The sequence below is a fragment of the Promicromonospora panici genome, assembly GCF_900608595.1.
In the GTDB taxonomy this organism is placed as follows: domain Bacteria; phylum Actinomycetota; class Actinomycetes; order Actinomycetales; family Cellulomonadaceae; genus Promicromonospora; species Promicromonospora panici.
Map to the genome: position 1 here is coordinate 268,801 of NZ_UWYY01000005.1, position 24,578 is coordinate 293,378.

General features: G+C 70.0%; 22 protein-coding genes. 8 read left to right on the top strand and 14 right to left on the bottom strand.

Annotation, left to right across the window (positions count from 1 at the left end; all coding sequences use genetic code 11):
• Positions 1–214: 214 nt before the first annotated feature.
• Positions 215–2,326, bottom strand: a complete 2,112-nt coding sequence (locus EW117_RS07790; protein ID WP_129785346.1) for an elongation factor G — start codon at positions 2,324–2,326, stop codon at positions 215–217.
• Positions 2,327–2,521: 195 nt separating this feature from the next.
• On the bottom strand, positions 2,522–2,944 hold the full coding sequence (locus EW117_RS07795) for a PPOX class F420-dependent oxidoreductase (RefSeq protein WP_129785348.1): 423 nt from the start codon (positions 2,942–2,944) through the stop codon (positions 2,522–2,524).
• A 139-nt stretch (positions 2,945–3,083) separates the two neighbouring features.
• Between EW117_RS07795 and EW117_RS07800 the strand changes: the two genes are divergently transcribed.
• Positions 3,084–4,022 carry a LysR family transcriptional regulator gene (locus EW117_RS07800; protein WP_129785350.1) on the top strand — a complete coding sequence of 313 codons (939 nt, stop codon included), beginning with the start codon at positions 3,084–3,086 and terminating at the stop codon, positions 4,020–4,022.
• Between the two features lie 81 nt (positions 4,023–4,103).
• On the opposite strand, the gene EW117_RS07805 is transcribed toward EW117_RS07800, so the two are convergent.
• Together EW117_RS07805 and EW117_RS07810 are read right to left on the bottom strand one after the other, a co-directional pair.
• Positions 4,104–4,643, bottom strand: a complete 540-nt coding sequence (locus EW117_RS07805) for a dihydrofolate reductase family protein (protein WP_129785351.1) — start codon at positions 4,641–4,643, stop codon at positions 4,104–4,106.
• A 149-nt stretch (positions 4,644–4,792) separates the two neighbouring features.
• Positions 4,793–5,713 carry a MurR/RpiR family transcriptional regulator gene (locus tag EW117_RS07810; RefSeq protein WP_129785353.1) on the bottom strand — a complete coding sequence of 307 codons (921 nt, stop codon included), beginning with the start codon at positions 5,711–5,713 and terminating at the stop codon, positions 4,793–4,795.
• A gap of 135 nt (positions 5,714–5,848) precedes the next feature.
• On the opposite strand from EW117_RS07810, the gene EW117_RS07815 reads away from it, so the two are divergent.
• The 4 genes from EW117_RS07815 (at position 5,849) to EW117_RS07830 (ending at position 10,253) form a co-directional block, all read left to right on the top strand.
• Positions 5,849–7,285, top strand: coding sequence for an MFS transporter (locus EW117_RS07815; RefSeq protein WP_129785355.1), 1,437 nt, complete (start codon positions 5,849–5,851; stop codon positions 7,283–7,285).
• Positions 7,278–7,784 (top strand): GAF domain-containing protein, encoded by a 507-nt coding sequence (locus EW117_RS07820; RefSeq protein WP_207211797.1) that lies wholly within the window; start codon positions 7,278–7,280, stop codon positions 7,782–7,784. Before EW117_RS07815 ends, EW117_RS07820 begins: the two co-directional genes overlap by 8 nt.
• Entirely contained in the window at positions 7,781–9,019 is a 1,239-nt protein-coding gene (locus EW117_RS07825) for a metal-dependent hydrolase family protein (RefSeq protein ID WP_129785357.1), read from the top strand. The genes EW117_RS07820 and EW117_RS07825 overlap by 4 nt, the downstream gene beginning before the upstream one ends.
• 364 nt (positions 9,020–9,383) lie before the next feature.
• The gene (locus EW117_RS07830) at positions 9,384–10,253 is read left to right on the top strand and encodes an alpha/beta hydrolase (RefSeq protein ID WP_242504148.1); all 870 of its coding nucleotides are present in this window, start codon (positions 9,384–9,386) and stop codon (positions 10,251–10,253) included.
• On the opposite strand, the gene EW117_RS07835 is transcribed toward EW117_RS07830, so the two are convergent.
• Genes EW117_RS07835 through EW117_RS29700 form a run of 3 tightly spaced genes read right to left on the bottom strand, consistent with a single transcriptional unit; the run spans position 10,243 to position 12,176 of the window.
• On the bottom strand, positions 10,243–10,647 hold the full coding sequence (locus tag EW117_RS07835; RefSeq protein ID WP_129785359.1) for a pilus assembly protein CpaE: 405 nt from the start codon (positions 10,645–10,647) through the stop codon (positions 10,243–10,245). The two genes, EW117_RS07830 and EW117_RS07835, sit on opposite strands and share 11 nt — an antisense overlap.
• Before the next feature lie 34 nt (positions 10,648–10,681).
• A complete protein-coding gene (locus EW117_RS07840) occupies positions 10,682–10,948 on the bottom strand; it encodes a hypothetical protein (protein ID WP_129785361.1) in 267 nt (88 codons plus the stop codon).
• 10 nt (positions 10,949–10,958) lie between these two features.
• Entirely contained in the window at positions 10,959–12,176 is a 1,218-nt protein-coding gene (locus tag EW117_RS29700) for a DUF4190 domain-containing protein (RefSeq protein WP_207211798.1), read from the bottom strand.
• A gap of 266 nt (positions 12,177–12,442) precedes the next feature.
• Between EW117_RS29700 and poxB the strand changes: the two genes are divergently transcribed.
• Positions 12,443–14,176: a ubiquinone-dependent pyruvate dehydrogenase gene (gene poxB / locus EW117_RS07850; RefSeq protein WP_129785363.1), complete on the top strand. Its 1,734-nt coding sequence runs from the start codon at positions 12,443–12,445 to the stop codon at positions 14,174–14,176.
• 86 nt (positions 14,177–14,262) lie between these two features.
• Positions 14,263–16,254, top strand: coding sequence for a thioredoxin domain-containing protein (locus EW117_RS07855; protein ID WP_129785365.1), 1,992 nt, complete (start codon positions 14,263–14,265; stop codon positions 16,252–16,254).
• 83 nt (positions 16,255–16,337) lie between these two features.
• On the opposite strand, the gene EW117_RS07860 is transcribed toward EW117_RS07855, so the two are convergent.
• From EW117_RS07860 to EW117_RS07885, 6 genes are all read right to left on the bottom strand, one after another.
• Positions 16,338–18,986, bottom strand: coding sequence for a beta-galactosidase (locus EW117_RS07860; RefSeq protein WP_129785367.1), 2,649 nt, complete (start codon positions 18,984–18,986; stop codon positions 16,338–16,340).
• A gap of 1 nt (position 18,987) precedes the next feature.
• Positions 18,988–19,635 (bottom strand): YesL family protein, encoded by a 648-nt coding sequence (locus EW117_RS07865; protein WP_129785369.1) that lies wholly within the window; start codon positions 19,633–19,635, stop codon positions 18,988–18,990.
• An 82-nt stretch (positions 19,636–19,717) separates the two neighbouring features.
• Positions 19,718–21,274 (bottom strand): DUF3502 domain-containing protein, encoded by a 1,557-nt coding sequence (locus EW117_RS07870; protein WP_129785371.1) that lies wholly within the window; start codon positions 21,272–21,274, stop codon positions 19,718–19,720.
• 103 nt (positions 21,275–21,377) lie between these two features.
• Positions 21,378–22,334 carry a carbohydrate ABC transporter permease gene (locus tag EW117_RS07875; protein WP_129785373.1) on the bottom strand — a complete coding sequence of 319 codons (957 nt, stop codon included), beginning with the start codon at positions 22,332–22,334 and terminating at the stop codon, positions 21,378–21,380.
• Between the two features lie 33 nt (positions 22,335–22,367).
• Positions 22,368–23,342 (bottom strand): ABC transporter permease, encoded by a 975-nt coding sequence (locus EW117_RS07880; RefSeq protein ID WP_129785375.1) that lies wholly within the window; start codon positions 23,340–23,342, stop codon positions 22,368–22,370.
• Positions 23,343–23,566: 224 nt separating this feature from the next.
• Complete coding sequence (locus EW117_RS07885) at positions 23,567–24,088, bottom strand: CGNR zinc finger domain-containing protein (protein ID WP_129785377.1); 522 nt, start codon at positions 24,086–24,088, stop codon at positions 23,567–23,569.
• A gap of 26 nt (positions 24,089–24,114) precedes the next feature.
• Here EW117_RS07885 and EW117_RS07890 point away from each other — a divergent pair, with 26 nt between their 5' ends.
• A complete protein-coding gene (locus EW117_RS07890) occupies positions 24,115–24,345 on the top strand; it encodes a hypothetical protein (protein WP_129785379.1) in 231 nt (76 codons plus the stop codon).
• A 15-nt stretch (positions 24,346–24,360) separates the two neighbouring features.
• Here EW117_RS07890 and EW117_RS29355 read toward each other — a convergent pair.
• The coding region (locus EW117_RS29355) for a hypothetical protein (RefSeq protein ID WP_207211799.1) at positions 24,361–24,578 on the bottom strand (218 nt) is incomplete at its 5' end.

A 24,578-nucleotide genomic window follows, 5' to 3' on the forward strand; every position in this document is an offset into this window, starting at 1 on the left:
AGACTCCTATCGTGAGAGCCCGGAGCGGGCGCGCCACCAGGCAGCATTGTGCTGACTAGTAGCGAATTCGAACCCACTCGTCGTGTGTCCACTCATGAAGGTAGGGACGGTCCGTTTCGGCGAAATGACGCGGGAGTGACGATTAATTTCGGCGCAAGTAGCAGAATCCTCAGCAGAGCTGCGGGCCGGAGTCCCGCACCCGCGCCAAAATCGCTCAGGACGAGGCGCGGGACCGGCTCCTCCCTGGCGCCCGCTCGTAGCCGGCGTCCTGGATCGTGAGCTCGGCGCGACCGCCGGTCAGCGATCGCAGGTCGAGGACGTAGCGGGCGAGCTCCGCCTCCGGGACGGTCGCGACCAGGCGCGCCCGGCCGTCGTCGGCCAGCTCGGTCGCCGAGACGCGCCCGCGCCGTCCGGACAGGTCGGTGAGCACCGCGCCCTGGTGGTCGGGCGGGACGGTCACGGTCACCGTCGCCACGGGCTCCAGCAGGACGGTCCCCGCCTCGGCCAGCGCGACCCTGACACCCGCGGCCGCGGCGTTGCGGAACGCCATGTCGGACGAGTCCACCGAGTGGGACTTGCCGTCGTACACCTCGACGCGCAGGTCCACGACGGGGTAACCCTGCGGCCCTCCGGCCGCCATGGCGTCGCGCGCCCCCTTCTCGACGGCGGAGATGTACTGCCGCGGCACCGCACCGCCCACCACCGAGTCGACGAACTCGAAGCCGCCCTCGCGCAGCGGGCCCACCCGCAGCTGCACCACGGCGAACTGGCCGTGCCCGCCGGACTGCTTCTTCACCTTGCCCTCGGCCTGCGTGGCCCGGGCGATCGTCTCCCGGTACGCCACGGGCACCGGCCCGGGCTCGGTGTGGACGCCGAACACGCGCGCGAGCCGCTCGATCGCGACGTCCAGCTGCGTGTCGCCGAGGCCGCGCAGCACGGTCGCGTCGCCCACCCGTTCGACGACAAGCGTCGGGTCCTCTGCGACGAGCCGGGCCAGCGCCGTCGGCAGGTGCTCGTCGTCCGACTGCGACGCGGGCACGAGCGCCGCGGCGTAGACGGGCTGCCGCGGCGGTGGCAGGAACGGTCGCGCCCGGCCCGACGTCCGCGACCAGAGCAGCGTGCCCGACGGTGATCCGCCCAGCTTGGCCGCGGCGCCGACCTCCCCCGCCGACAGGTTGCCGACCGGGATGTGCTCCTTGCCCTGCAGCCGGAACAGGCCGTGGATGCGCTCCTCGGCGCCGGTCGTCGCGTTACGCAGCCGGTCGGACGTGTGCACCACCCCGGAGAGCACCTTAAGCATCGAGACCTGCCCCACGAACGGGTCGACCACGGTGCGGAAGACGTGCACGAGCGGCACGCCCGACGGGTCGGCGGCCACTGCGACGGTGCGCCCCGGGTCGCCGTCGCCGTCGGGCGTGCCGGCGGGTGTGCCGTCAGGTGCGCCCGAGCCGACGACGATGCGGCTGTCGCGATCGGCCGGCGAGGGCGCCAGCTCGCACAGCAGGTCCGTCAGGCGGTCGACGCCGCAGGCGGTCACGCCCGAGGCGACCACGACGGGCACCGCCTCCCCCGCGACCACCTCGCGCGCGAGGTCACGCTCGAGGTCGGCCACGGCCGGCTCCCGTCCCGACAGGTACGCGTCGAGCTGTTCGTCGTCGTGCGACACGAGCTCCTCGGTCACGTCGACGTGCATCCGGTGCTCCTCGTCGACGACCTCGGGCGGCAGGTCCTCGTCGTGGTGCCGGCCTGCGTCGTCGTACACGAGGGCGCGCTCGCCGAGCACGTCGGCGACGGCGCCGAACGCCTGCTCCTCGCCGAGCGGCAGCTCGATGGGCCAGAGACGCTCGCCGAACGCCTCGCGCAGCTCGGCGAGGACACGCCGGAAGTCGGCGCGCGCTCGGTCTTCCTGCGTCACGACGACGAGGCGCGGGACGCCGAGGGCCTCGGCGGTCGTCCACGCGGTCCGGGTGCCGGGCTGCACGCCGTCCACCGCGCTGACGACGACGAGCGCGAGGTCCGCTATCGACAGGGCCGTGTCGACGGCCCCCGTGAAGTCCGGATGGCCGGGCGCGTCCGCCAGGGTCAGGATGCTCGCGGTGCCGTCGGGGCGTGTCCAGGTGAGCGTCCCGAGCGCGAGGCCGAGCGAGATGCCCCGCGCGATCTCCTCGGGCTCGTGGTCGGTCACCGTGCTGCCGTCCTCCACGCGGCCCGCGCGAGGGATCGCGCCGGCGCGGTGCAGCAGCGCCTCCGTGAGCGTTGTCTTGCCGGAGCCCGACGCGCCGACGACAGCGACGGTCCGGTGACTTGTGGTCGATGCCGCGTCCATGAGGCCTCCCGCCATTGGGTGCTACCGGCCATCATGGCGCGTTCGTCGGCGTACCTGCACCCCCAGGTGTGCGCAGCGCGTGAACCACGAGGTCGAGGAGGCGCCCGGTCTGCGCCGGGGACCCTGTGGTCGGGCAGGCGCCGACGTAGGGCCGCGCGCTGTGAGCCCGGAGCCCCACGGGCCGGAGCCTCACAGTCAGCCGAGGCCGGATCGCGCGACGACGTTGGTGATGGTGATCCGAACCGCGGTGAACCCTTCCTGCACGAACGACTCGGCGACGGCGTCCGCGGGCTGATCGGGGTAGTAGCGGCCGGCGATGCCCGTGCCGACGTGCCTGATCTGCTCCGGCTCGGCAGAGGTCCGCGCCCGGCCCTCGAGAGAGACGAAGGCGTAGGGCTGCCGTTCGTCACTGACGCAGACGGCGATGCGCCCGTCCCGCGCCAGGCTCCTGCTCTTGACGCTCCCGGGCGACAGGGCGAAGGCGAGCTCGGCGCCGTCGACGATGAAGCAGACCGGGGTCACGTGGGGGCGCCCGTCGGCGCGGGTGAGGGCGACGTGGGCGAGCCTCGTTCCCGCTGCGAGGAATGATCGCCACTCGCTGTCGGTCATCGTGGTCATCGGTACTTCCCTTCGTCTCGAGGTGTCTCGGGTGTGGCTCGGTGTGGCAACTGCGATGCCATCGACACTACGAAGGTTGGGCGATCGACAAAAGCGAACGTTTCCGATCAAGTCCATCGCATTGTGTTATACAAGGGCCATGGCCGACGTCGACCTGCGACAGCTGACGACGATGATCGCGATCGCCGAAGAGGGGACCTTCTCGCGCGCCGCGACCAGGCTGGGCTACACCCAGTCGAGCGTGAGCCAGCACATCGCAGCGCTGGAGAGGGCGCTCGGCGGCACGGTGTTCGACCGGCCCGGAGGTCCGCGGCCCGTGCGGCTCACTCCCCTCGGGGCCGTGGTGCTGGAGCACGGCCGGGAGGTGCTGTCCCGGGCCGAAGCGCTGGGGCACGCCGTCGACCGGTTCAAGGCCGGCGACGGCCGGATCGACATCGGCACCCTGCAGGGCGTCTCCAACGTGATCCTGCCCGCCGTGCTGCGCCGCCTTCGCGACGAGCACCCCACCTCCGAGATCAGGCTCTCCGAAGCCGAACCGGACGACGCCGGGATCGGCGACCTCGACCTCCTGTTCTACGACGGACCGATCGGCGACGGGGCGGAACACGTCCTGCTGATGAAAGACCCCTACCTGGTGGTGGCGCTGCCAGGGGACCTGCCGGACGGCCCCGTGCCCGTGGAGCAGCTGGACGGGAAGGCGATGGTGGCCTGGCCGGCGACCAGCGACCAGCCCCGGCTGGAGAAGTCCCTCGCGCACGCGGGCGCGCACCCGCGCATCGTGTTCCGGTCCGGCGGCGACGAGACGATACTGTCGATGGTGCGCGCCGGGATGGGGCTCGCCGTCCTGCCCTGGCTCGCGATCCACCACGTCGTATGCCGCGACTGCGGGGCGATCCACGGGCCGGAAGGCTGGCCGGACCTGCAGGTTCACGAGCTCGATCCCACCCCCACGCGCGAGATCTACCTCCACTGGCGCGCCGGACGTGGCACCCGGTCGCCGCTCGCGGCCCGCACCATGGAGATCGCCGTCGAGGTCGCGCGCGAGCTGGCCGGGCAGGCACCAGCGGCCCGGGGCTGATCAGGGTGCCGGCTGCATGGGCCCGGCTCGGGTCCGGCCGCCGGCCTGCTTCTCTCCTGCCTCAGCCCCGGTCGGTCCGGTTCAGCCGGCGCTGCGGTAGGTCAGGAGCAGAGTTCCCTTCGGTGTCCGGTCGGCGGCCGCCAGCTCGAGCCCGTCCCGTTTGCCCACGTCGTCGAACAGCCGGCGGCCACTGCCGGCGATGGAGGCGGCGACGACCAGGCGGAGCTCGTCCACCAGGCCCGCGGCCAGCAGGGATTGGGCCAGGGAGATGCTGCCGTGAATCCCGATGTCGCCGCCGTCCGCCTGCTTGAGCTCCGCGACGTACTCTTCGGCCGGCCGGTCGACGACCAGCGTGTTCGCCCAGTGCTGCGTCAGCTCATGCGAGGAGAAGACGTGCTTGGGCGTTCCGTTGATGAAGCTCGCGAACGGTTCGACGTCCGACGCCGGCCAGTAGCCCGCCCAGTAGTCGAAGGTGCCTCGGCCGAGCAGAACGTCGTCCTGCCGCTCGATGACCCTTGCCAGATTGTCGAAGATGGGCCGGTCGCTGTCGCGCATCCAGTCGCCCGGTTCCTCGGCGACCCCGTCCAGGGACAGCAGCTCGTAGAGCACTACTTTTCGCATGTTCCTCTCCGTTTCCTTCGAGCGGGTTCTTCGATCGCGTGTCGTCAGCGAGTTGTCACCGCTCGACCATTTCGCGGATCAGAGCCGCACGTGTACGTCGGAGGGCGTATCTGTGCGACCTGTCGGCCCGCGAGCCGTCCGGGACTCGGCTACGGCTCCCGGACGATGCGCGGCACCGAGCGGTGCAGCAGCTTGAACTGCTGCCAGGAGGTCTCGGCGGTATCGATGCTCCGGCGCGTGCGTTCCAGGTCCACCCGCGCCAGCGTCGCCACGAGCCCCTGCTGGACGGACATGGCCGCCGTCAGGGACGGGAAGAAGGAGGTCCCCTCGGCGGGCACGAGCAGCACCTCGTCCGCGGACTCCTCGAGCGCGGGTGAGATGTTGTCGGCGATGACGATCACGGTGGCGCCGCGGCGGTGTGCTTCCGCCGCCGCGATGACGTCCACGTCGTACAGCCGCCAGTAGGAGCAGATGATCAGCAGGTCCTCGGACCCGAACTGAGCGACGTGGTTCGCGAGAGCGGCGGGGTCGTCCAGCAGGGCCCGAGCGGGGTACCCGGCGAGCCGAATGTTGTGGATCAGGGAGAGACCGACCGCCGCAAAGCTGCCCTGGGCGGCCACGTAGATGTTCGCCGCATCGGCCAGGCGCCCGGCGATACGCACCACCTGCCCCTCGTCCAGGTTGCGCAGGCTGGCCGCCAGCGAGTCCGCGTCCTGCCGCAGCGAAGCCTGGAACGGCGTGTCGTTGTCGCCGTGCGCGTTGGCGACATCCGTGAGGGACAGGTGCGCCAGGTGGTGGGCGCGCAAATCTCTTTGCAGGTCCGGCCAGCCCTTGTAGCCCAGGCGTTGGGCCAGCCGCGTCACGCTGGACACGCTGGTCCCCGCCTGGTCCGCCACCTCGGTAGCGGTCGCGTAGCTGCCGTTGCCGGGCAGGGCGAGCAACTGGTTGAACACGCGCAGGCCGCCGGCCCCGAGCGCCGCGGGGCCCTTGTCCGGCAGCAGCGTGCGCAGCCACCCCTCCCCCGTGTCCGCCCCGTCCAGCGGCTCAGTCTGCGTGGTCTGGTCAGTCATCGAACCTCCCGTGACCGGCATGTTTCTGCAAGATCAATTCCACAGAACCATTGACTGCAAAATCTCTTGCACTCTAATCTCATCCTACTTTTCCGCCCCGTCTTCCTCCATCGCGTCCCCGCAGAGGAGCTGCACATGTCGCTCGGAACCCACGCAGGCAGTCTGTCGGCAAGACTCGACCGGCTTCCACTGTCCCGGCCGCATTGGCTGCTCCTGCTCATCGGCGGCCTGGGCTACACCTTCGACGGCATGGACAGCGCCGTCGTCGCCTTCCTGATGCCCGACGTCAAGGAGGTCTTCAGCCTGTCCAACGGCCAGCTGGGGCTGGTCGCCTCGGCGGCCCCCTTCGGCTTCCTGTTCGGCGCCTTCTTCGCCGGATACCTCGGCGACAGGCTCGGGCGCAAGAAGGTGATGATGTACGCCCTCGCGGTTTATGCCATCGCGTCCCTCCTCGCGGCGGCCTCCTGGAACTTCGAGGTGTTCCTCGGCGCCCGCATCGTCGCCGGTGCCGGCGCTGGCGCGGAGAGCGCCATCATCGCACCGTTCCTGGCCGAGTTCGTGCCCAGCCACCGCCGCGGATGGTTCATCGGCGCCCTCGCCGGTTTCTTCTCTTTCGGGTTCGTCGCGGCGGCGCTCATCGGCCGCTTCGTGGTCCCCGTCTTCCCCGAGGGCTGGCGCTGGGCCCAGGTGATCACCTTCCTGCCCATCCTGATGCTCCTGTGGTGGCGCAGGAACCTGCCCGAGTCCCCGCGGTACCTGCTCAACGCCGGCCGGACGAAGGAGGCCGAGGCGGTGGTGGCCGACATCGAAGGGCGGGTACGGCGCGCCACGGATGCGGAGCTCCCACCCGTCGACCCCGACCACGCCGCCGAACCGGCGCCACAGAAGTTCTCCCTCGGCCGGGCGCTCCGATACCTGTGGGGCCCGAAGATGTGGCGGATCACCTCGGTGACCTGGCTGATCTGGTTCAGCATCACGTTCGCCTACTATGGCTTCTTCTCCTGGATCCCCACGCTGCTGGTCGACAAGGGCCTCACGGTCACCACCAGCTTCACCTACTCGCTGTTCATCTACCTGGCCCAGATCCCCGGCTATTTCAGCGCCGCTTGGGTCAACGAGAAGCTGGACCGCAAGTACACGATCGCCATCTACCTCGGGGGATCCGCCGTGAGCGCGCTCTGGCTCAGCCAGATGACAGAGCCCGCGCTGATCATGGCCGCCGGCATCGCCCTCTCGTTCTTCCTCAACGGCACCTACGCCGGTGTTTACGCCTACACCCCGGAGGTGTTCCCCACCTGGCTCAGGGCAACCGGCGTCGGCCTGAGCTCTGCGTTCGGGCGCATCGGGTCCATCACCGCGCCACTGATCATCGGGGTCTTCGCGGTCCAGTGGGGCTTCGCGGGCGTGTTCGGCATGACGACGGCGGTGCTCGCCTTCGGCATCACCTGCACCCTGCTCTTCGCGGTCCGCACCAGGGACCGGTCTTTGGAGGACATCACGATGAAGGAAGTGCTCGGGGCCACCGCACCAACGGAGCCTGAGCCGAAGGTCGAGCGAGGCAGCCATGCCTGACTCTCCCGGCCTCGGCGGCTCTTCGGATCTCAGCAGCCTGGTCGAGATCCACCGGGCAGTTCTGGCCGAGACCGGCGCGAGGCTGTTCACGATCCTGGCGTTCACCGACGGCGGCAGGACGATGCACCGCATCTACTCGTCGCACCCGCACGAGTACCCCGTCGGCGGCAGGAAGGACGTGACCAGGGACGTCGCCGCGGACTGGCTCGCCCGCTGCGTGGACGAACAGGCCCCGTACTTCGGGCGGACGCGGGACGATGTGCGACGCATCTTCGCCGACTCGGCGCTCATCGAGAGCCTCGGCTGCGGTTCGATCATCAACGCGCCAGTCGTCCGCGACGGCCTGACCATCGGGGCACTGAACATCCTCGACGCCGAGGGTGCCTACGGTGACGACGACGTCGAGAAGGCACTGGCGGTCGCGAGCCGGTCCGCGGACGTCGTCGCAGCGACGATCAACGAGATGAGCAGCAACGAGATGAGCGAGGAGCCTCAGTGAGCGACAGCCTGACGATCACCAATGCCACCTACCTGGACGTGCCGGCGGGTGAGTACCGGCGGGGCGACATCCGGGTCGTCGACGGTGTGATCCAGCAGATCGACGGCGGCATCGACGGCGGCATCGACGGCGGCGCGGCCCCGTCGGACCACCCGCGGTTCGACGCCTCCGGGAAGTACGTGCTGCCGGGCCTCATCGACTGCCACGTCCACGTGACGGCCGTGACGGCGGATCTCGCGGCGCTGACCGAGTGGTCGCCCAGCTACGTGGCCTACGGGGCGGCCAAGCTGATGGGCGAGATGCTCGACCGGGGTTTCACCACGGTGCGCGACGTCGCCGGCGCCGACTTCGGTATCCACGACGCGCAGGCGGAGGGACTGCTACGAGCCCCGAAGGTGTTCTTCGGCGGCAAGGCGCTGACCCAGACCGGCGGTCACGGCGACAGCCGCTCCCGAGGTCAGCACTCCTATGACCCCCACCAGTGCTGCGCCGGCCTCGGGCGGATCGCGGACGGCGTGGACGCCGTCCGGCAGGCTGCCCGCGACGAGCTGCGCAAGGGCGCCCACCACATCAAGATCATGGCCGGCGGCGGGGTGGCGTCCCCCACCGACCGGGTCGACTCCACCCAGTACTCCGTCTCCGAGATCGAGGCCGTCGTGGAGGAGGCCACAGCCGCCAACCGCTACGTCACGGCGCACGCCTACACGGGCCGCGCCATCAACCGGGCGCTGCGGGCGGGAGTGCGCGGGATCGAGCACGGCAACCTTCTCGACGACGAGTCGATCGAGCTCTTCCTGGAGCACGACGCGTTCCTCACCATGAACCTGGTGACCTACTGGGCGCTGCAGGACGAAGGGCGGAAGTACGGGCTGTCGCAGTCCAACTGGGAAAAGGTCGCCGCGGTCCTCGACGGCGGGATGGACTCCCTGCACAAGGCCCACGGGGCCGGCGTGAACCTGGCCTTCGGCACGGATCTGCTCGGCGGTATGCAGCGCCACCAGGCCAAGGAGTTCGCCATCCGCGCCAAGGTGATGCCTGCCATCGACGTGATCCGCGGCGCGACGGTGACCGCCGCCCGCCTGCTGCAGCGCGAGCACCAGCTCGGCGTGATCGCCCCGGGTGCGGCGGGAGACTTCGTGATCACCGACGCCGACCCTCTTGCCGACATCAACGTCCTGGCCGACTCCCGGCTGAGTGCCGTCATCCAGGACGGGACCGTCGTCAAGCGGTACTGACGCGGCGTGCGGTACTGACATGGCATGCCCGGGCGTCGCCGGGGTCCGGCCCGGCAGCTGGGTGTCGAGGACGTGCTGGCAGGCCGGCCGCCGGCCCACCAGGTCCGTTCCGGCCGCGTCTGTCGGTCCGGCCGGTCAGGCCGCCGAGCCAGTCGACCCGTAGGTCAGGCGGCTTCGGCGGCCGGTGGCTCCGTGGTCGGGTCGGTGGGCGGGGGTAGAGCGTCGATGGGGTCGGGGAGGCGGATGCGGTGGCCGCGGGCGTCGGTGAACACCCACCCGGTCTCCAGCACACCCTTCCGGCCGCTTGGCACACTATTCGGCACGGACCTGGCGACAAAGCCCCACGGCGTCGGACGATGAAGGCATGGCAGCGATGCGACACGCGATGCGGACAGCGGCTCTGACGGCCGGCGTCGTCGCAGGGCTCGCTGGTCTAGCAGTCGGCGGCGCGTGGCTCGGCCAGGACTCGCTCGTGTACCACCCCGACCCCTCGTCACCAGGCCCTGCGGCGTCCGTGCTCGACGGCGGCGTCGACGTCACCCTCGCCACCACCGACAGGCTCAAGCTGACGGCCTGGTTCGTCCCGCCCGCGCGCGAGACCCGTGACCGGGAGACCGCCGTCCTGGTCGCGCCGGGCAATGCCGGCAACCGGCTCGGACGCGCCGGGCTCGCCGAGCTGCTGGCCGAACGCGGGTTCGCCGTCCTGCTACTGGAGTATCGCGGCTACGGCGGGAACCCCGGACGTCCGACCGAGGCCGGGCTGGCGCTCGACGCGCAGGCTGCCCAGCGGGCGCTGGCCGAGCGCGGCTTCCCGTCCGAGCGGACCATCTACTTCGGCGAGTCGCTCGGCACCGGGGTCGTCGCCGCGCTCCAGGCCAAGGTCCGGCCCGCCGGCATCCTGCTGCGCTCACCGTTCACGTCCTTCGCCGACATGGGCGCCCACCACTACCCCTTCCTGCCCGTCAAGGTTCTGCTGCGAGACGACTACCCGGTCCTGGGCCACGTGGCCGAGACGCCGGTCCCGGTCACAGTCGTGCATGGCGACCGCGACGACGTCGTTCCGCCGGCCCAGAGCGAGGCCGTGGCGCGCGCCGCGCCCCGGCTGGTCGAGCACGTCGTGCTCCCGGGGGCGGGGCACAACGACGCCGTGATGTTCGGGCCGAGGATCGCGGACGCCGTCGTCCGGCTCGCCGATCACGCGGTCAGCGACGCCGACCACACGGTCAGCGACTGAGCTCGATGAGCGCGAGCAGCGCCTGGCCGTAGGCGTCGGCCGGCTCGGGTTCGGCGAAGACCTGACGCCGGCCGAGGGTCTCGATCTCGACCTCGTAGACGCCGTCGACCTGGCGCAGGGCGCGAAAGCTCGAACGCAGCAGCGCGCGAAGCTGGTCCTCGCGGGGCAGCCAGAGGGCGTCCTCGATCGCCACCGAGTCGAGCGCCCACTCGGTCGTGCCGTTGAAGCCGAGGATCGTGCCCGTCGGGAACTCGTGCGCCTCGATGGTCATCGTGCTCACGGTGAAGACGTCGCCCGCGAGCTCGGGCGCGGCGATGCGGAACTGGTCGCCATCGGCCGGGTTCCAGACCAGGCCGGCGTCACGCAGCTTCGTGGCAAGCTCGGTGGAGATCATCGACCCATTGTCGGACATCCGACCCACGGCCCTGTCAACGCCGACTCTCATCGGCCGCCGCCGCAGCGACCGCACGCACCTGACGGATGCGTTCCCGCATGAACGCCTTCCGGTCGTTGAAGAACACCTTCGGCATCCGCTCGCCCGCCAGCCGGATCACCCGTGCGGACCGCGGATCCACCACGTCGCGCTCCACCATCACCTCGTCGGCAGTCGCGACGCCAACCGTCGTCGTGTACCCGGCCGCGGCCTCGGCGCGTTCCTTGCGCTCCTCCAGCCAGGTGAGCGGTCCGGGTGCCACTCCGCTGCCGTCACTCGATGTACCGCTCTGCCGTCTCGACGCGGAAGACGGCGTCGGCCGGGATCTCCTCGAAGAAGTCGACGAGGACCTCCGGCTTCTGCCCAGGCTTGATGCTCTCGACGAACACCGTCCCCCTCCCGTAGGCGGTCTTGCCGTCCTTGCTCTCGGCGACGACCTCGGCGGCGTAGGTGAAGGTCTGCCCGCCGCTGTTCGTCACGGTGACCGGGACCGAGACGAAGCCGAGCTGATTGCGCTCGGCCTTGCCCAGCGTGAAGTCCTTGCTCAGATCCGCCAGACCGACGTCCTCGACCTGGGCGATCGTCAGCATCGGGACCGTCGAGACGCCGCCGAGCGACGTCTCGAGCTCCAGCGAGCCGGTCACCACCGCGTGGACCTTCAGCACGTCGCCGTTCTCCACGCCATCGAGCAGCCGCTCCTCCCCGATGAAGACGGAGCTGGACTGCAGCTCGAACTCAGCGCCGGGCTGGTCGACGCCGGCGACGGCCAGGAACCGGTCGGGACCCGTGCTGCTGTCGAATCGCACGACCTCGGCGAACACCACGACCGCACGGCCCTCGGCGCGGCCGGGACGCTTCTCTATCGACTTCCATTGCGCCGCGTCGACCGTCTCGAAGTCCTTCGGATCGAACGCCGGGGCGTCGGCCTCCGAGCGGCCGGCCGAACCGTCGCCGTCCGCAGACGTGGAGGCGCTCTCCTCCGCGATCGTCTCCGCCAGGTCGGAGATCGCGTTCGCCCCCACCACCACGATGACGACGCCGAGGACCGCACCGGTCACCGACAGCACGATGCCGGTGATCGCCGACCCGCGGCCCGTCGGCGGGTCGGTACGCCCGGATCGCACCAGCCCGACGATGCCGAGCACGACGCCGACGATCGCGGGCACGAACAGGAAGCTCAGGACCAGCGAGACGATCCCGAGGACCAGGCTCGCGGTCGCCTGCGGGTTGCTCGGGGTGTTCGATCCGGCGGCGGGCGCGTACGGCCCGTACGGAGGCGGCGCCTGGTGGATCGGTGGCCCCTGCGCGGCAGGGCCAGGGATGCCGGACGGCGCCGCAGTGGTGGGCGCAGCGGTAGGGGCAGCGATGTCAGGCGGCGCGGACGTCACCGGCAGGCGCGTGCCCGACGTCGAAGAGTCCGGCATCGCGAATCCGAGATCCTGCGCCGGCTCGGGCTCGCGCCCGTCAACCGGCTCCCGACCGTCCACCATGCTCCCCCTCGCCGCGACCCGACGCGCCCATGGCTGACAGGTGTTCAACCGGAGCAGCAGGCGCTCTCACGAGCAAAAAGGCTACGGGCCGCGCCGAAGCAGTTACCCGAAAACCGCCCGGACGACGGCAGAGTCACCCGGGTGAAATCGGTGCTGGAGCGCCAGCACGACGGGCCGCCGCGCGAGGTGCGCTTCCGACTGTGCGACCGGTTGCGACCCGGTTTATGTTCGAACCGTTGCTCGGACCCACCCAAGGAGTGCACGCGATGCCGAATGTTGCCGAGACCATCGTGGAGATCATCAAGGATGCGGGGGTCGAGCGGGTCTACGGCCTCCCGGGTGACTCCCTCAACGGGTTCACCGACGCCATCCGCACCATCGACGGCGTCACCTGGCAGCACGTGCGCCACGAGGAGACGGCGGCGTTCGCGGCGGCCGCCGAGGCCACCCTCACCGGCGAGCTGACCGTGTGCGCCGGCAGCTGCGGACCGGGCAACCTGCACCTGATCAACGGGCTCTTCGACGCCAACCGGAGCCGGGTGCCCGTGCTCGCGATCGCCGCCCAGATCCCGGCCGCCGAGATCGGCAGCAACTACTTCCAGGAGACGCATCCTCAGGACCTGTTCCGCGAGTGCAGCGTCTACACCGAGCTGGTGAGCATGCCTGAGCAGCTGCCGCGCGTGCTCGAGATCGCCATGCGCACCGCGGTCGAGAAGCGCGGCGTCGCCGTCGTCGTGATCCCGGGCGAGGTGTTCCTCGCCGAGAGCGCGGGCCGCAAGAAGTCGGCGCCGATCCGGGCCACGCAGAGCGTCGTCCGCCCGGGCGACGACGAGCTCAGGCAGGCGGCCGAGATCCTGAACTCGGCGAAGCGGGTGACCATCCTCGGCGGCGCGGGCACCGCGGGCGCCCACGAGCGCGTGCTTGAGATCGCCGAGAAGCTCAAGGCGCCCATCGTGCACGCCATGCGCGGCAAGGACTTCCTCGAGTACGACAACCCCTACGACGTCGGCATGACGGGGCTGCTCGGCTTCTCCTCGGGCTACCGCGCCATGGAGAACTGCGATGCGCTCCTGATGCTCGGCACCGACTTTCCCTACCAGCAGTTCTACCCGTCGAAGGCGAAGATCGTGCAGGTCGACATCCGAGGCGAGCAGCTCGGACGGCGCGCACCGGTCGACCTCGGGCTGGTCGGCGACGTCGGCGACACCGTGGACGCGCTGCTGCCCCTGCTCGACGACCGCACCAACCGGAAGCACCTCGACGCCTCGCTCAAGCACTACGTGAAGGCCCGCAAGGACCTCGACGAGCTCGCCGACAACGACCGCAACCGCGAGCCGATCCATCCGCAGTACCTCGCGCGGCTGGTGAGCGAGCTGGCCACCGACGACGCGGTATTCGTCCCGGACGTCGGCTCCCCCGTCGTCTGGGCGGCCCGCTACCTGACGATGAACGGCGCGCGCCGGCTGATCGGGTCGTTCAGCCACGGAACCATGGCGAACGCCGTGCCGCACGCCATCGGCGCCCAGTCGGCGTTCCCCTCCCGCCAGGTGGTCGCCCTGTCGGGGGACGGCGGGCTCGGGATGCTCTTCGGCGAGCTGCTGACCCTCCGGCAGAACAAGCTCCCGATGAAGGTCGTGGTGTTCAACAACTCCTCGCTGAACTTCGTCGAGGTGGAGATGAAGGCCGCCGGCTTCGTCAACTTCGGGACCGAGCTCGACAACCCGAACTTCGCCGACGTCGCGAACGCGATGGGCATCCACGGCCAGCGGGTCGAGCAGCCGGACGACCTGGAGGGCGCCCTGAAGGCGGCGTTCGCCCACGAGGGCCCGGCGCTGGTCGACGTCGTCACCGCCCGGCAGGAGCTGTCCATCCCGCCGGCGATCACCGCCCAGCAGGTCAAGGGCTTCACGCTCTACGCGATCCGCACGATCCTGTCGGGACGCGGCGACGAGCTCGTCGACCTCGCCGACACGAACGTGTTCCGGCGCCTGTTCGACTGACGGCGGAACGCGTTTGCGACGTCGCGCCCGTCACGCCGGCGGCGGTCAAGGGCGCGACTGCGGGCGCGGGGTGCCAGGCTGGAGAGATGCCGAACCGACTGGCGACCGCGACGAGCCCCTACCTCCTGCAGCACGCGGGCAACCCCGTCGACTGGTGGGAGTGGGGCGAAGACGCGTTCACCGAGGCCCGGCGGCGCGGCGTGCCGGTCCTGCTGTCCGTCGGTTACGCCGCGTGCCACTGGTGCCACGTCATGGCGCACGAGTCGTTCGAGGACGCAGGTGTGGCCGCGGCCGTCAACGCCCGCTTCGTCGCGGTGAAGGTCGACCGGGAGGAGCGTCCCGACGTCGACGCCGTCTACATGACCGCGACGACCGAGCTGACGGGGCAGGGCGGCTGGCCCATGACCTGCTTCCTCACCCCGGACGGCAAACCGTTCTACTGCGGCACCTACTATCCGCGCGAGAACTTCCTCGCGCTGCTCGACGCCATCACAGAGGCGTGGACGCAGCGTCGAGACGCGGTCGTGCAACAGGGGGCGGCGATCACCGATGCGGTCGCGCGCAGGACCTCGCGGCTGACGCCCGAGATGCTCGACGACGCCGCGCTCGACCGCGCCACGCGGCTCATGGCGCGCTACGCCGACCCGGTACGGGGCGGGTTCGGCAGCGCGCCCAAGTTCCCGCCGTCGATGACGCTCGAGCACCTCCTGCGCCACCACGCCCGCACCGGCGACCCCGAGGCGCTGCGCCTCGTCGAGCGCACGTGCGAGGCCATGGCCCGCGGCGGCATCTACGACCAGCTGGCCGGCGGGTTCGCGCGCTACGCGGTGGACGCCGCCTGGGTAGTGCCGCACTTCGAGAAGATGCTGTACGACAACGCCCAGCTCCTGCGCGTCTACCTGCACCTGTACCGCGCGACCGGCTCGGCGCTCGCCGAGCGCGTCGTCCGCGAGACCGCCGACTTCCTCCGCGCGGAGCTGCGCACGCCCGAGGGCGGCTTCGCCTCGGCGCTCGACGCCGACACCGACGGCGTCGAGGGGCTCACCTACGTGTGGACGCCCGAGCAGCTGGCCGAGGTCCTCGGGCCCGACGACGGCGCCCGCGCCGCGCGGGTCCTGTCAGTCACGCCCGAGGGGACGTTCGAGCACGGCACCTCGACGCTGCAGCTCCACAACGACCCCGAACCGAGCTGGTGGAGCGGGGTGCGGGCGCGGCTCGCCGAGGCCCGCGCCACGCGGCCCCAGCCCGCCCGCGACGACAAGGTCGTCACCGCGTGGAACGGCCTGGCGATCGCCGCGCTCGCCGAGGCGGGCATCCTGCTCGGCGTCCCGGGCTACGTCTCCGCCGCACGCGACTGCGCAGACCTCGTCCTGCGGCTCCACCTGGTCGACGGCCGACTGCGGCGGGCGTCGCGCGCGGGCGTCGTCGGGGCTGCTCCCGGCGTCGCCGCCGACTACGGCGACCTAGCCGAAGGGCTCCTCGCGCTCCACCAGACGACGGGCGAGGCAAGGTGGCTCGAAGCAGCGGGCGGCCTTCTCGACGTAGCGCTGGCTCGGTTCGGCGACGGCGTCGGCGGCTTCTTCGACGTGGCCGACGACGCCGAGCGCCTCGTGAGCCGGCCGAAGGACCCCGCCGACGGGGCCGAGCCCGCTGGGCAGTCGGCTCTCGCCGGCGCGCTGTGCACCTTCGCCGCACTGACCGGCTCGCCCCGGCATCGCGAGGCCGCAGAGGTCGCGGTCGCCGCGGCGGGCGGGCTGGCCCGGCAGGCGCCACGATTCGCGGGATGGGCGCTCGCCGTCGCGGAGGCGCTGGCCGCCGGCCCACTGCAGGTCGCAGTCGTCGGGCACGACGACGAGCCGCGCGCCGCGCTCGAGCACGTGGCGCGGGCCGCGATCACGCCAGGGCTCGTGGTCGCCGTCGGCGAGCCGGACGCCCCGGGCATGCCCCTGCTCGCCGGCCGCCCGCTCGTCGACGGGCGAGCGGCCGCGTACGTGTGCAGGGGATTCGTGTGCGACCGCCCGGTGACAACGGCTGAGGACCTCGCCGGTGCGCTCGCGCGTGACGGGCGGCGGGCGTGAGCGAGGCTAGGCGGGTCAGGCGAGTCAGGCGGGGCGTGAGAGTCCAGGCGCCGGGTGTCGTGCCGTGAGGTAGAGGCAGGACCTCACTCCCGGGTCGCGGTGAGCCGCACGCCGCTCAGGACCGGTGACTCCTCCCCCCGGGTACCATGGACCAGGAACCGGATCGTCCCGGCGTTCCACGCGGCGGGCAGCCACAACCGGCCGGCGTCACCGCCCGTGAAGCGTGGGCGCGCGGGGTCGTCGAGCCACACCCGGCCCAGCAGCTCCCCGCCGGCGAACGCGCTGACCCGGACCTGGGCGCCCTCGAACCCGATCGAGAGCCCGCCGGGCGGCACCGCTGCGTCGAACCATCGTTCCTCGCCGGGTTTGAGCTCCAGCGGCAGGGGCACCGGCTCGCCGACGGCGTCGGCGAGCGAGAGGGCGAGGATCGCCTCGTCGGGCTGCGGTTCCACGTCCCAGCCGCGGACGGGTTCGAGGAGCAGCAGCTCGGCGGCCGGCGAAGCTCCCGGCAGGTGCGGCACGGTGATCGCGACGTCGTGCCCCTCGCCGGGTGTCAGGTGCAGCCACGGGTCGTGCTCGGTCACGGTGCGCGCCACGCCGTCCACGGTCACGCTTACCGATCCCGCGATTCCGTCCAGGCGCAGGGCGTGGTGGTGCGTCCCGTCGACGGGCAGGCCGCGCGTATAGGTGATCGGCTCCCCCGCGCGCGTGCTGCTCCATCCGCCGAGCGTGCGCAGCGGGGCCGGATCGCCCGGCCAGCTGCCGGCGGCGCTCACCTGCCCGCTCACCTGCCAGAGCGCGGAGACGTCGGACCGGCCGACGACCGACCACACCCGGCCGATCCCGCGGAGCGCGCCCAGGCGCAGGGCCGGGAGGCGGACGTCGTCGAAGTTCGCGTGCCCCCAGGTCTCGACGATGGCATCCAGGCGCGCCGCCCCGGCCACGGTCAGGAGGAACGTGGCCCCGAAGCCGGCGACCGTGGGCAGGGCGACGCCGTCCAGCGCGAGGTCGACGATGTCGGACGCGCCCTCGACCAGCAGCTCGTCGGCCCCGCCGACGTCGGCCGCGTAGTGCGTACGCCCGCGGTAGACGCCCAGTGCTTCAGACGTCGGCGGCAGGTCGTGCCGCGCCGTGGACCCGGTGCGCGTGGCGAGATCGAGCCTGGTCAGGACGGTGAGGGGCGGGTGCTCGGCCGCCGGACCGATGTCGGTCGCCGCGGATGCGGCAATGTCCGAGTCGGGGTCCACGTCAGGGTCCACGTCAAGGTCCACGTCAAGGTCCAGCGGGTGCCGGACGACGACATCCCACCCCACACCCACAACACCGGCGTCGACCCGGGCCCGGACCGGCGCGCCGGGTGTCGGGGCGGCGAGCTCCGTCAGCACCGGCTCCTCGTCCGGGCTCTCCAGCACGATCACGCTCGCGGCGACCGCCGACAGCTCGAGCCCGTCCGGCCCGGCCCCCACGAGGTCGGCGCTCGCCAGGCGCAGCGTGCCCGGCAGCCCGAACGAGTCCAGCGGCAGGTCGCGGAGCACCAGCAGGCACGACGCCGCGGGCAGCGGTACCGACACCTCCGGGCCACCGAACCACGCCGGCAGCACCGCCGTCCCGGCGTCGTCGGTCAGGTTCGGGATGCCGACGAGCTCGCCGCCGCCGTCGAGCAGGAGCCGCGACGGTGCGGCGCTGGTGGTGACGTCGGCCCGGTACGCGCCGTCGGCGGATGCGGGGGTGGCCCTGGCGAGCGCGGGCCCGAGGGTGCGCAGCACCCTCGCGAGGACCCGGGCGTCGGCCATCTCGGGGCGCGGCGCGCCGACGGGGTCGAGGTACCCGCCGAAGTCGTAGTCGTGGGACATGTACCCGCCCGGGTCGCCCCAGTTGCCCACCGACGGGGTGTACCCGAAGTCGAACCCGGACGCCTGGAGGTAGGGGGCGAGCAGCTTCGCCCCGCTGACCAGCAGCCGGCGCAGCGTCGCGTGCAGCCGGTTCGTCTCCGTCACCAGCAGCGGCTCGCCCCGCCCGGCCACCAGCTCCGCGTATCGCCGCACCTCGGGCTCGACGAACCGGGACCGGTCGTCGGGATAGAAGTTGAACGCGGGCAGGATCCCGTCGACCCCGCCGGTGGCCCCCAGCAGGTCGCCCTGGCCGGCGCACGCCACCAGCGGCACGCCGACGCCGTGCCGCAGCGCCAGGTCCCGCAGCCGGGTCAGGTAGGCCGGGCGGTCGGCAGTGTCGAAGAAGTCGAGCTCGTTCTCCACCTGGACGGCGACGACCGCCCCGCCGCGGTCGCGCTGCCGGGCCGCGAGCAGCGGCATGACCTGGTCGAACCAGGCCGCCACGTGCGCGAGGTAGCGCGGCTCGGCCTGCCGCGGCGCCAGGCCGTCCTCCAGGGTCAGCCACGCGGGCAGCGCACCGCCGTCCCACTCGGAGCAGATATACGGTCCGGGGCGGGCGATCACGCCGAGCCCGGCGTCGCGAGCCAGGTCGAGGAACGCCCCGACGTCGCGCCGCCCGGTGAAGTCCCATCGGCCGGGCGCCGTCTCGTGGAAGTTCCACGGGACGTAGACGTCCACGAGCGTGTAGCCGGACGCCACCACCTGCGCCAGGCGGTCCGCCCAGACCTCGCGCGGCAGCCGGAAGTAGAACAGCGAGGCGCACAGGTGCACCTGCTCGGCGCCGTCCAGCACCAGCCCGGAGGCCCGCAGCTCGACGGCGGTGTCCGTCTGCGTCGTCATATCAACCTTTCGCTTCAACCGGACGGGGGATGTACGTGCCGAAGATCCTCGTGAACAGGACCGCGTTCACGACGGCGATCCCGGCGAAGCCGATGAGGAACCAGAGCAGCCCGTACACCGTCATCCGCGGATAGAAGACGGTGATGACGACGGGCAGAGCCGTGACCGCGAGGACGGTCAGCGACGAGAACAGGTGCCGGACCGACATCCGGCGCGAGTTGTTCAGCACCTCCCAGACGCTGTTCTCGAACTTCGCGTGATACGGGAAGACGTAGAGCGCGGTCAGCACGAACCGGAACACCACCAGGAAGAAGACCGCCAGCAGGACGAGCCGCACGACGGCGGGGACGGCCAGGTTCTCGACGACGACGTACCAGCCCGCCAGGGCCAGCGCCAGGCACCCGACGGCCAGCCCGAGGATCGTGGCCTGCCTGAAGTTCGCCCGGAACGACCGCAGGAACTCGCCCGTCACGGACTCGCACTCGCCCGTCACGACCTTCATGGCGGTGTGGTTCAGCGCGGTCAGCGTGGCCCCGAGCGTGACGACCGGGAGGGACAGAAAGACGAACAGGAGGTTGAGGATCATCAGGTCCGCGACGTTGGTCAGGAACCGCATGAGCGGTGAGTCCGCGTCGAAGATTCTGCGCACGATCGCCCTATCTCTGGGGGTGGTCGGTGGTCGAGCTCGCTGTCGGTGGTCGAGCTCGCCCGACCACCGACAGCACGGCGTGCTAGCCCTGGGTCTCGGCCCAGGCGTCCAGGTCGGTCTGGATGGACTCCCTGGCGTCCTCGTAGCCCGCGTCCATCAGCTTCTGCCGCATCTCGGCGACGGCTGCGGCCGGGTCCTCGAACTTGCCGTACTGGAGCTGGGGGATGTACTCGGAGAGCACGCCGCCCATGGCCGCCAGCGTGGGATCGATCAGGTCCTTGTTCACGATGAGCGTCGAGTACGGGTAGTCCTTGGCCCCCGCGTCGAGCTGGTCGTAGATCTCCTGCTTGTTCGGGGCGTCCGTGACCCGGTCCGGCTCGAACTCGTCCATGCGGCCCGCCCAGAAGTTCGACCCCAGGGCGTCGGTGGAGGAGTCGTAGCCCTCGGGGTAGCCGAGCTTGCCGTCGTCGGTCATGACGTAGTCGGTGCCCTCGATGCCGAAGTTGAGCAGCTTGTAGGCCTCCTCGTCGTTCCGCAGGACGTCGTAGACCTCGAGCGCCTTCTCGGGGTTGGCCGAGGTGGCGTTCACGGCCATGGCGCCGTGCGTGAGGATGTCCCTGAAGTAGTTCCCGTTCTCCAGGCCCCAGTAGAAGAACTTCGGGTCGGACCCGGGCTGCTTCTTGTTCATGTTGTCGACGATCGTGCCGATGAAGGTCTGCGCGTGGTGCTGGTCCGCGCCGGAGAGACCCGCGAAGAACTGCTCGCGTGTCTGGCCGTCGTAGTTCAGCGCGTCCTCGCGCCAGACGCCGATGTCGTTCCACTCCTTCGCCAGCTCGGCGGCCTCCACGAGCTCGTCGCCCTCCATGTACCAGGAGGTCACCGTGTAGGGGTCTGCCTCGGTGGTCTGGAAGGGGAAGTAGTTGCCCGCGCTGATCCCCTGGATCGTCTGGAAGTCGGTGTGCCCCTGGAGGTACCCGGTCAGCGCGGCGTCGATGGACAGCGAGACGTCCCAGGGGTACGCCTTCGGCTTGTTCTCCTTGACCCACTTGAAGTACGTCGTGAAGTCCTCGAACTTCGTGATCGTGCCGTCCTCGAAGCCGGCCTCCGTGGCCCAGTCACCGCGGTAGAAGAACCCGTGGTTCGTCCACTGCGTGAAGTTGTCCTCGGGAATGAAGTAGATCTGCCCGTCGTCGAGCTTGGTCAGCTCCCAGTGCCCCTCCGCGTCGACCTGCTCCCAGGTCCTCGGGGCGTACTCCTGCAGCATCTCCTCGGAGAGCGGCAGGAAGGCACCCTTCTCCGCGTTCTCCCAGGCGAAGAGCCAGTCCGTCGCGGTGGTGATCAGGTCCACGTTGTCGTCGCCGGAGAGGAGCTGGGTGTTGTACTGGGTCTGCCAGTCGGCCCACTCCACGTAGAAGAAGTCCAGCGTGGCGTTCGCCTGTTCGGTCAGGATCGGGTTCAGCTCCTCCAGCATCGCCTCGAGGCGACCGTTGGTCGGCTTGTCACCCAGCACCAGCATCGTGATCTCGGTCGGTTCCCCGGACTCGGCTTCATCGCCGGCCGGTCCGCAGGCGGCCAGGGTGGCCGCGCTCATGCCCAGGGCCAGCGTTGCCGCCGCGACCCTCGCCAGAGGCTTTCTCATCGTTGAGACTCCCTTGTTTCGTGACTGCTCTGTTTCGTGACTGCTTTGTTTTCGTGACTGCTTTGACTTGTTGGGTACTACGGGTCTTTGCCGTCGTCAGCGGTCAGCCCTTGACCGCTCCGACCGTGATGCCGCTGACGAAGTACCGCTGGACGAACGGATAGGCCAGCACGATCGGACCTGTCGCAACCACTGCGCTCGCCATCTTCAGGGTGTTGCTCGGCAGCTCCGTGATGCTGACGTTCGAGCCGGCCACTGAATTCCTCAGCGCGTTCGCCGTGTTGATGATGTTGTACAGGTGGTATTGGAGCGGCTTGAACTCCACGGTGCTCCCGAGGTAGAGCGAGGACAGATACCACTCGTTCCAGTACCCCAGGGCCAGGAAGAGGCCGATGGTGGCCAGCGCGGGTTTCATCATGGGGAGCACGAGCCGGAGAAAGATCCGGAAGTCGCCCGCTCCGTCGATCTTCCCGGACTCGACGATCTCGTAGGGCACGGACCGTACGAAGTTCTTCATCAGGATGATGAGCCACGGGGTCATCAGCAGCTGGAGGAACACCGCCAGGTAGCTCCCCCTTAGCTCGAGGTAGCGCGAGACCCAGATAAAGGTCGGCGCCAGCCCTGCCGAGAAGAGAGTCGTGAAGTAGATGAAGAACGAGATCGAGTTCCGGAACGGGAAGTCCTTGCGCTGCAGGGCGTACCCCGTCATCGCGATGACGAACAGGCCGATCGCCGTGCCTGCCACCGTCATCACGATCGTGACGACGTACGAGCCGATGATCTGCCTAGGGGCTCGGAAAATGTACTCGTAGGCGGCGAACGTGAATTCCCGGGGCAGCAGGCCGAAGCCGTCCCTCATGATCGCCGACTCACTGGAGAAGGACGCCGAGATGATGAGGATGAAGGGCAGCGCACAGAAGGTGGCGAACGTCGCGACCGTGAGGTATGAGATACCCCGCAGCACGTAGTCGCTCCTGTCGAGCCTGACCTTGCGTGGCGGCTTCACTGTGCGTGGCGGCTCCGCTTTGCGTGGCGGCTTCGCCGCGACGACGTGACTCATCGTGCATCCTCCGGGTCAGAACAGCGCATGGGGTCAGAACAGCGCATAGTCTTCGTTGATCTTTCGCACGATCCAGTTGGCCAGCATGACGAGTGCGAACCCGAACAGGGACTGGTACAGCCCGACCGCTGTGGACGACGTGAAATTGTTCTGGGAAATGATCATCCGGTAGACGGAGGTCTCGATGATGTCCGTCGTCTGGAACAGCGCCGCGTTGTTTCCCACCAGGTTCCAGAACAGCCCGAAGTTGCCGTTCATGATCCCGCCCAGCGAGAACAGCAGAAGAATGATGAACGTGGGCTTCAGGCTCGGGAGTATGACGTATCGGATTCGCTGCCAGGCCGAGGCTCCGTCGATCGCGGCCGCCTCGAACAGGGAGTTGTCGATGCCCATGATCGCGGCGAAGTAGACGATGGATCCGTACCCGGTGCTCTGCCAGAGCTGGAAGAGGATGATGATGATCGGCCAGGCGCCGGCGATGCTGTAGATCTTGATCGGGTCGCCGCCGGTCTGTGTGATGAGCGCGTTGACGTACCCGGTGTCGTAGTTCAGCAGGTTGAAGGCGATCACGCCGATGAGGACTACCGAGATGAAGTACGGCAGGAACATGACGGCCTGGCTGATCTTCTTGAAGTACTTCGACCTGACCTCGTTCAGCATGATGGCGATCGCGATCTGGAGGAAGTTCCCCAGCACGATGAAGGCCAGGTTGTAGAGGACCGTGTTCTTGGTGAGCAGCCAGAGCTGCCCGGACTGAATGAGGAACTCGAAGTTCCGCAGCCCCACGAACGGGCTCCCGAAGATCCCGTCCCGGTAGTTGAAGTTCGTGAACGCGATCCACGCCCCCGGCATCGGGGCGTAGCTGAAGACGACGAAGAACAGGATCGCCGGCAGGCACATGAGGAGCAGCACCCTGTTGCGGACGATGCTTCTCAGCAGCGACTTCGGCTTCTTTGTCGTTGATGTCTCGCGCGGCTGGACGCGCTCCTGCGTCAGCGCGGCAGCCATAGCGACTGCCGTTCAGCCGGCGCGTCGACCGGGTTCTCTTTCATGCGCCACTCTCCGTTGAAGGCCCATCGAGCATCGTCGCTCATGTTAACGATAACAAGTTAACGTGAACATGAGGGTAGGAGCGATGCATACGTCCGGTCAAGCGTGATTAATCACAATTTGGTAACACTGACGGATATAACGTTGCCGATCGTCGAGACGCCGTGCGTCACGGAGCGGCGTTACAGAGTGGTCCGCTCCCGATGCCGCCGGACCGCCGCCCGGTTCGCACACCGCACAGAGCAGTACCGCTGCCGCCCGTTGCGCGTGACGTCGACCACCACGGCCGTGCAGGGCTCCGACGCGCAGCGCGCCAGCCTGTGCATCCCGCGAGTGACCAGGTGGAGCGACGTCCCGACGCTGATCACCGCCCGCAGTACCGACGACAGCACCTGGTTCTCGTCCCGGTAGTGCAAGTGCCACCCCTCCCCGTCGTGATCGGTGAGACGTGGGTAGGCCGCGGTCGCGGCCATCTGGGCGTTCAGCAGCGCGGCGCGCCCCTCGGGATCGGCCGTGTCCACGATCCGCAGCCAGTCGTCGATGACGAGACGCGAGCGCGCGTGGTCCTCGGGCTCCTCCTGGAACTCCATCGTCATGCCGAAGTCGCGCGTCCGCGCCTCGATCCCGGCCCGGTCGTCCGGCCACTCGTTCGCCAGGGACGCGGCCAGCAGGACGGCGTACTCGCCGTAAGGGTTGAGATGCACAAGGCCATTACATCATCGTGGGATCCATGACCGCGATCCACACCCACACCACTCCGCGCACCGGCGCACCCGAGTCCCAGCACGTGGCAGCCGTCCGGCACGAGCACTCCTGGGCGACGGAGTCCCGCCATCCGACGTCGGCGGGCCACGTGCTCTACGTGCGGTGCACGGCGTGCGGCATCCACCGGGTGGATCTGCAGGGGCACCACGACGTGCCGCCCGCACCACTGAGCAGAGTGGTCGGCGGGGAGCCTTGACCGCTCCCCCGCCCCTCACGGGATCTCGACGACGGCGCTGCCGCGATGACCGAGCCGCCAGGCGCGCGCCCAGCGCCGAGCCGTCGACGGCGGCAGTGGCGCGGTATAGATTCGCCAGACCCGCCCGTCCGGCTCGGGGTCCCCGCTGATGCGCTCCTGGAGGGTCAGCTCGCGCTCGTCGTCGCACGGCGGGTCGTCCGTCCAGCCGATCAGCGCACCCTCGGTGCCGCACG

Bases quoted from the DNA above. Each gene is read 5' to 3' on its own strand.
- EW117_RS07795 (WP_129785348.1), bottom strand. From the start codon at position 2,944: ATGACCACGATGACCGACAGCGAGTGGCGATCATTCCTCGCAGCGGGA.
- EW117_RS07800 (WP_129785350.1), top strand. From the start codon at position 3,084: ATGGCCGACGTCGACCTGCGACAGCTGACGACGATGATCGCGATCGCC.
- EW117_RS07880 (WP_129785375.1), bottom strand. From the start codon at position 23,342: ATGGCTGCCGCGCTGACGCAGGAGCGCGTCCAGCCGCGCGAGACATCA.
- poxB (WP_129785363.1), top strand. From the start codon at position 12,443: ATGCCGAATGTTGCCGAGACCATCGTGGAGATCATCAAGGATGCGGGG.
- EW117_RS07875 (WP_129785373.1), bottom strand. From the start codon at position 22,334: ATGAGTCACGTCGTCGCGGCGAAGCCGCCACGCAAAGCGGAGCCGCCA.
- EW117_RS07855 (WP_129785365.1), top strand. From the start codon at position 14,263: ATGCCGAACCGACTGGCGACCGCGACGAGCCCCTACCTCCTGCAGCAC.
- EW117_RS07820 (WP_207211797.1), top strand. From the start codon at position 7,278: ATGCCTGACTCTCCCGGCCTCGGCGGCTCTTCGGATCTCAGCAGCCTG.
- EW117_RS07870 (WP_129785371.1), bottom strand. From the start codon at position 21,274: ATGAGAAAGCCTCTGGCGAGGGTCGCGGCGGCAACGCTGGCCCTGGGC.
- EW117_RS07835 (WP_129785359.1), bottom strand. From the start codon at position 10,647: ATGATCTCCACCGAGCTTGCCACGAAGCTGCGTGACGCCGGCCTGGTC.
- EW117_RS07890 (WP_129785379.1), top strand. From the start codon at position 24,115: ATGACCGCGATCCACACCCACACCACTCCGCGCACCGGCGCACCCGAG.
- EW117_RS29700 (WP_207211798.1), bottom strand. From the start codon at position 12,176: ATGGTGGACGGTCGGGAGCCGGTTGACGGGCGCGAGCCCGAGCCGGCG.
- EW117_RS07830 (WP_242504148.1), top strand. From the start codon at position 9,384: ATGGCAGCGATGCGACACGCGATGCGGACAGCGGCTCTGACGGCCGGC.
- EW117_RS07810 (WP_129785353.1), bottom strand. From the start codon at position 5,713: ATGACTGACCAGACCACGCAGACTGAGCCGCTGGACGGGGCGGACACG.
- EW117_RS07805 (WP_129785351.1), bottom strand. From the start codon at position 4,643: ATGCGAAAAGTAGTGCTCTACGAGCTGCTGTCCCTGGACGGGGTCGCC.
- EW117_RS07860 (WP_129785367.1), bottom strand. From the start codon at position 18,986: ATGACGACGCAGACGGACACCGCCGTCGAGCTGCGGGCCTCCGGGCTG.
- EW117_RS07790 (WP_129785346.1), bottom strand. From the start codon at position 2,326: ATGGACGCGGCATCGACCACAAGTCACCGGACCGTCGCTGTCGTCGGC.
- EW117_RS07815 (WP_129785355.1), top strand. From the start codon at position 5,849: ATGTCGCTCGGAACCCACGCAGGCAGTCTGTCGGCAAGACTCGACCGG.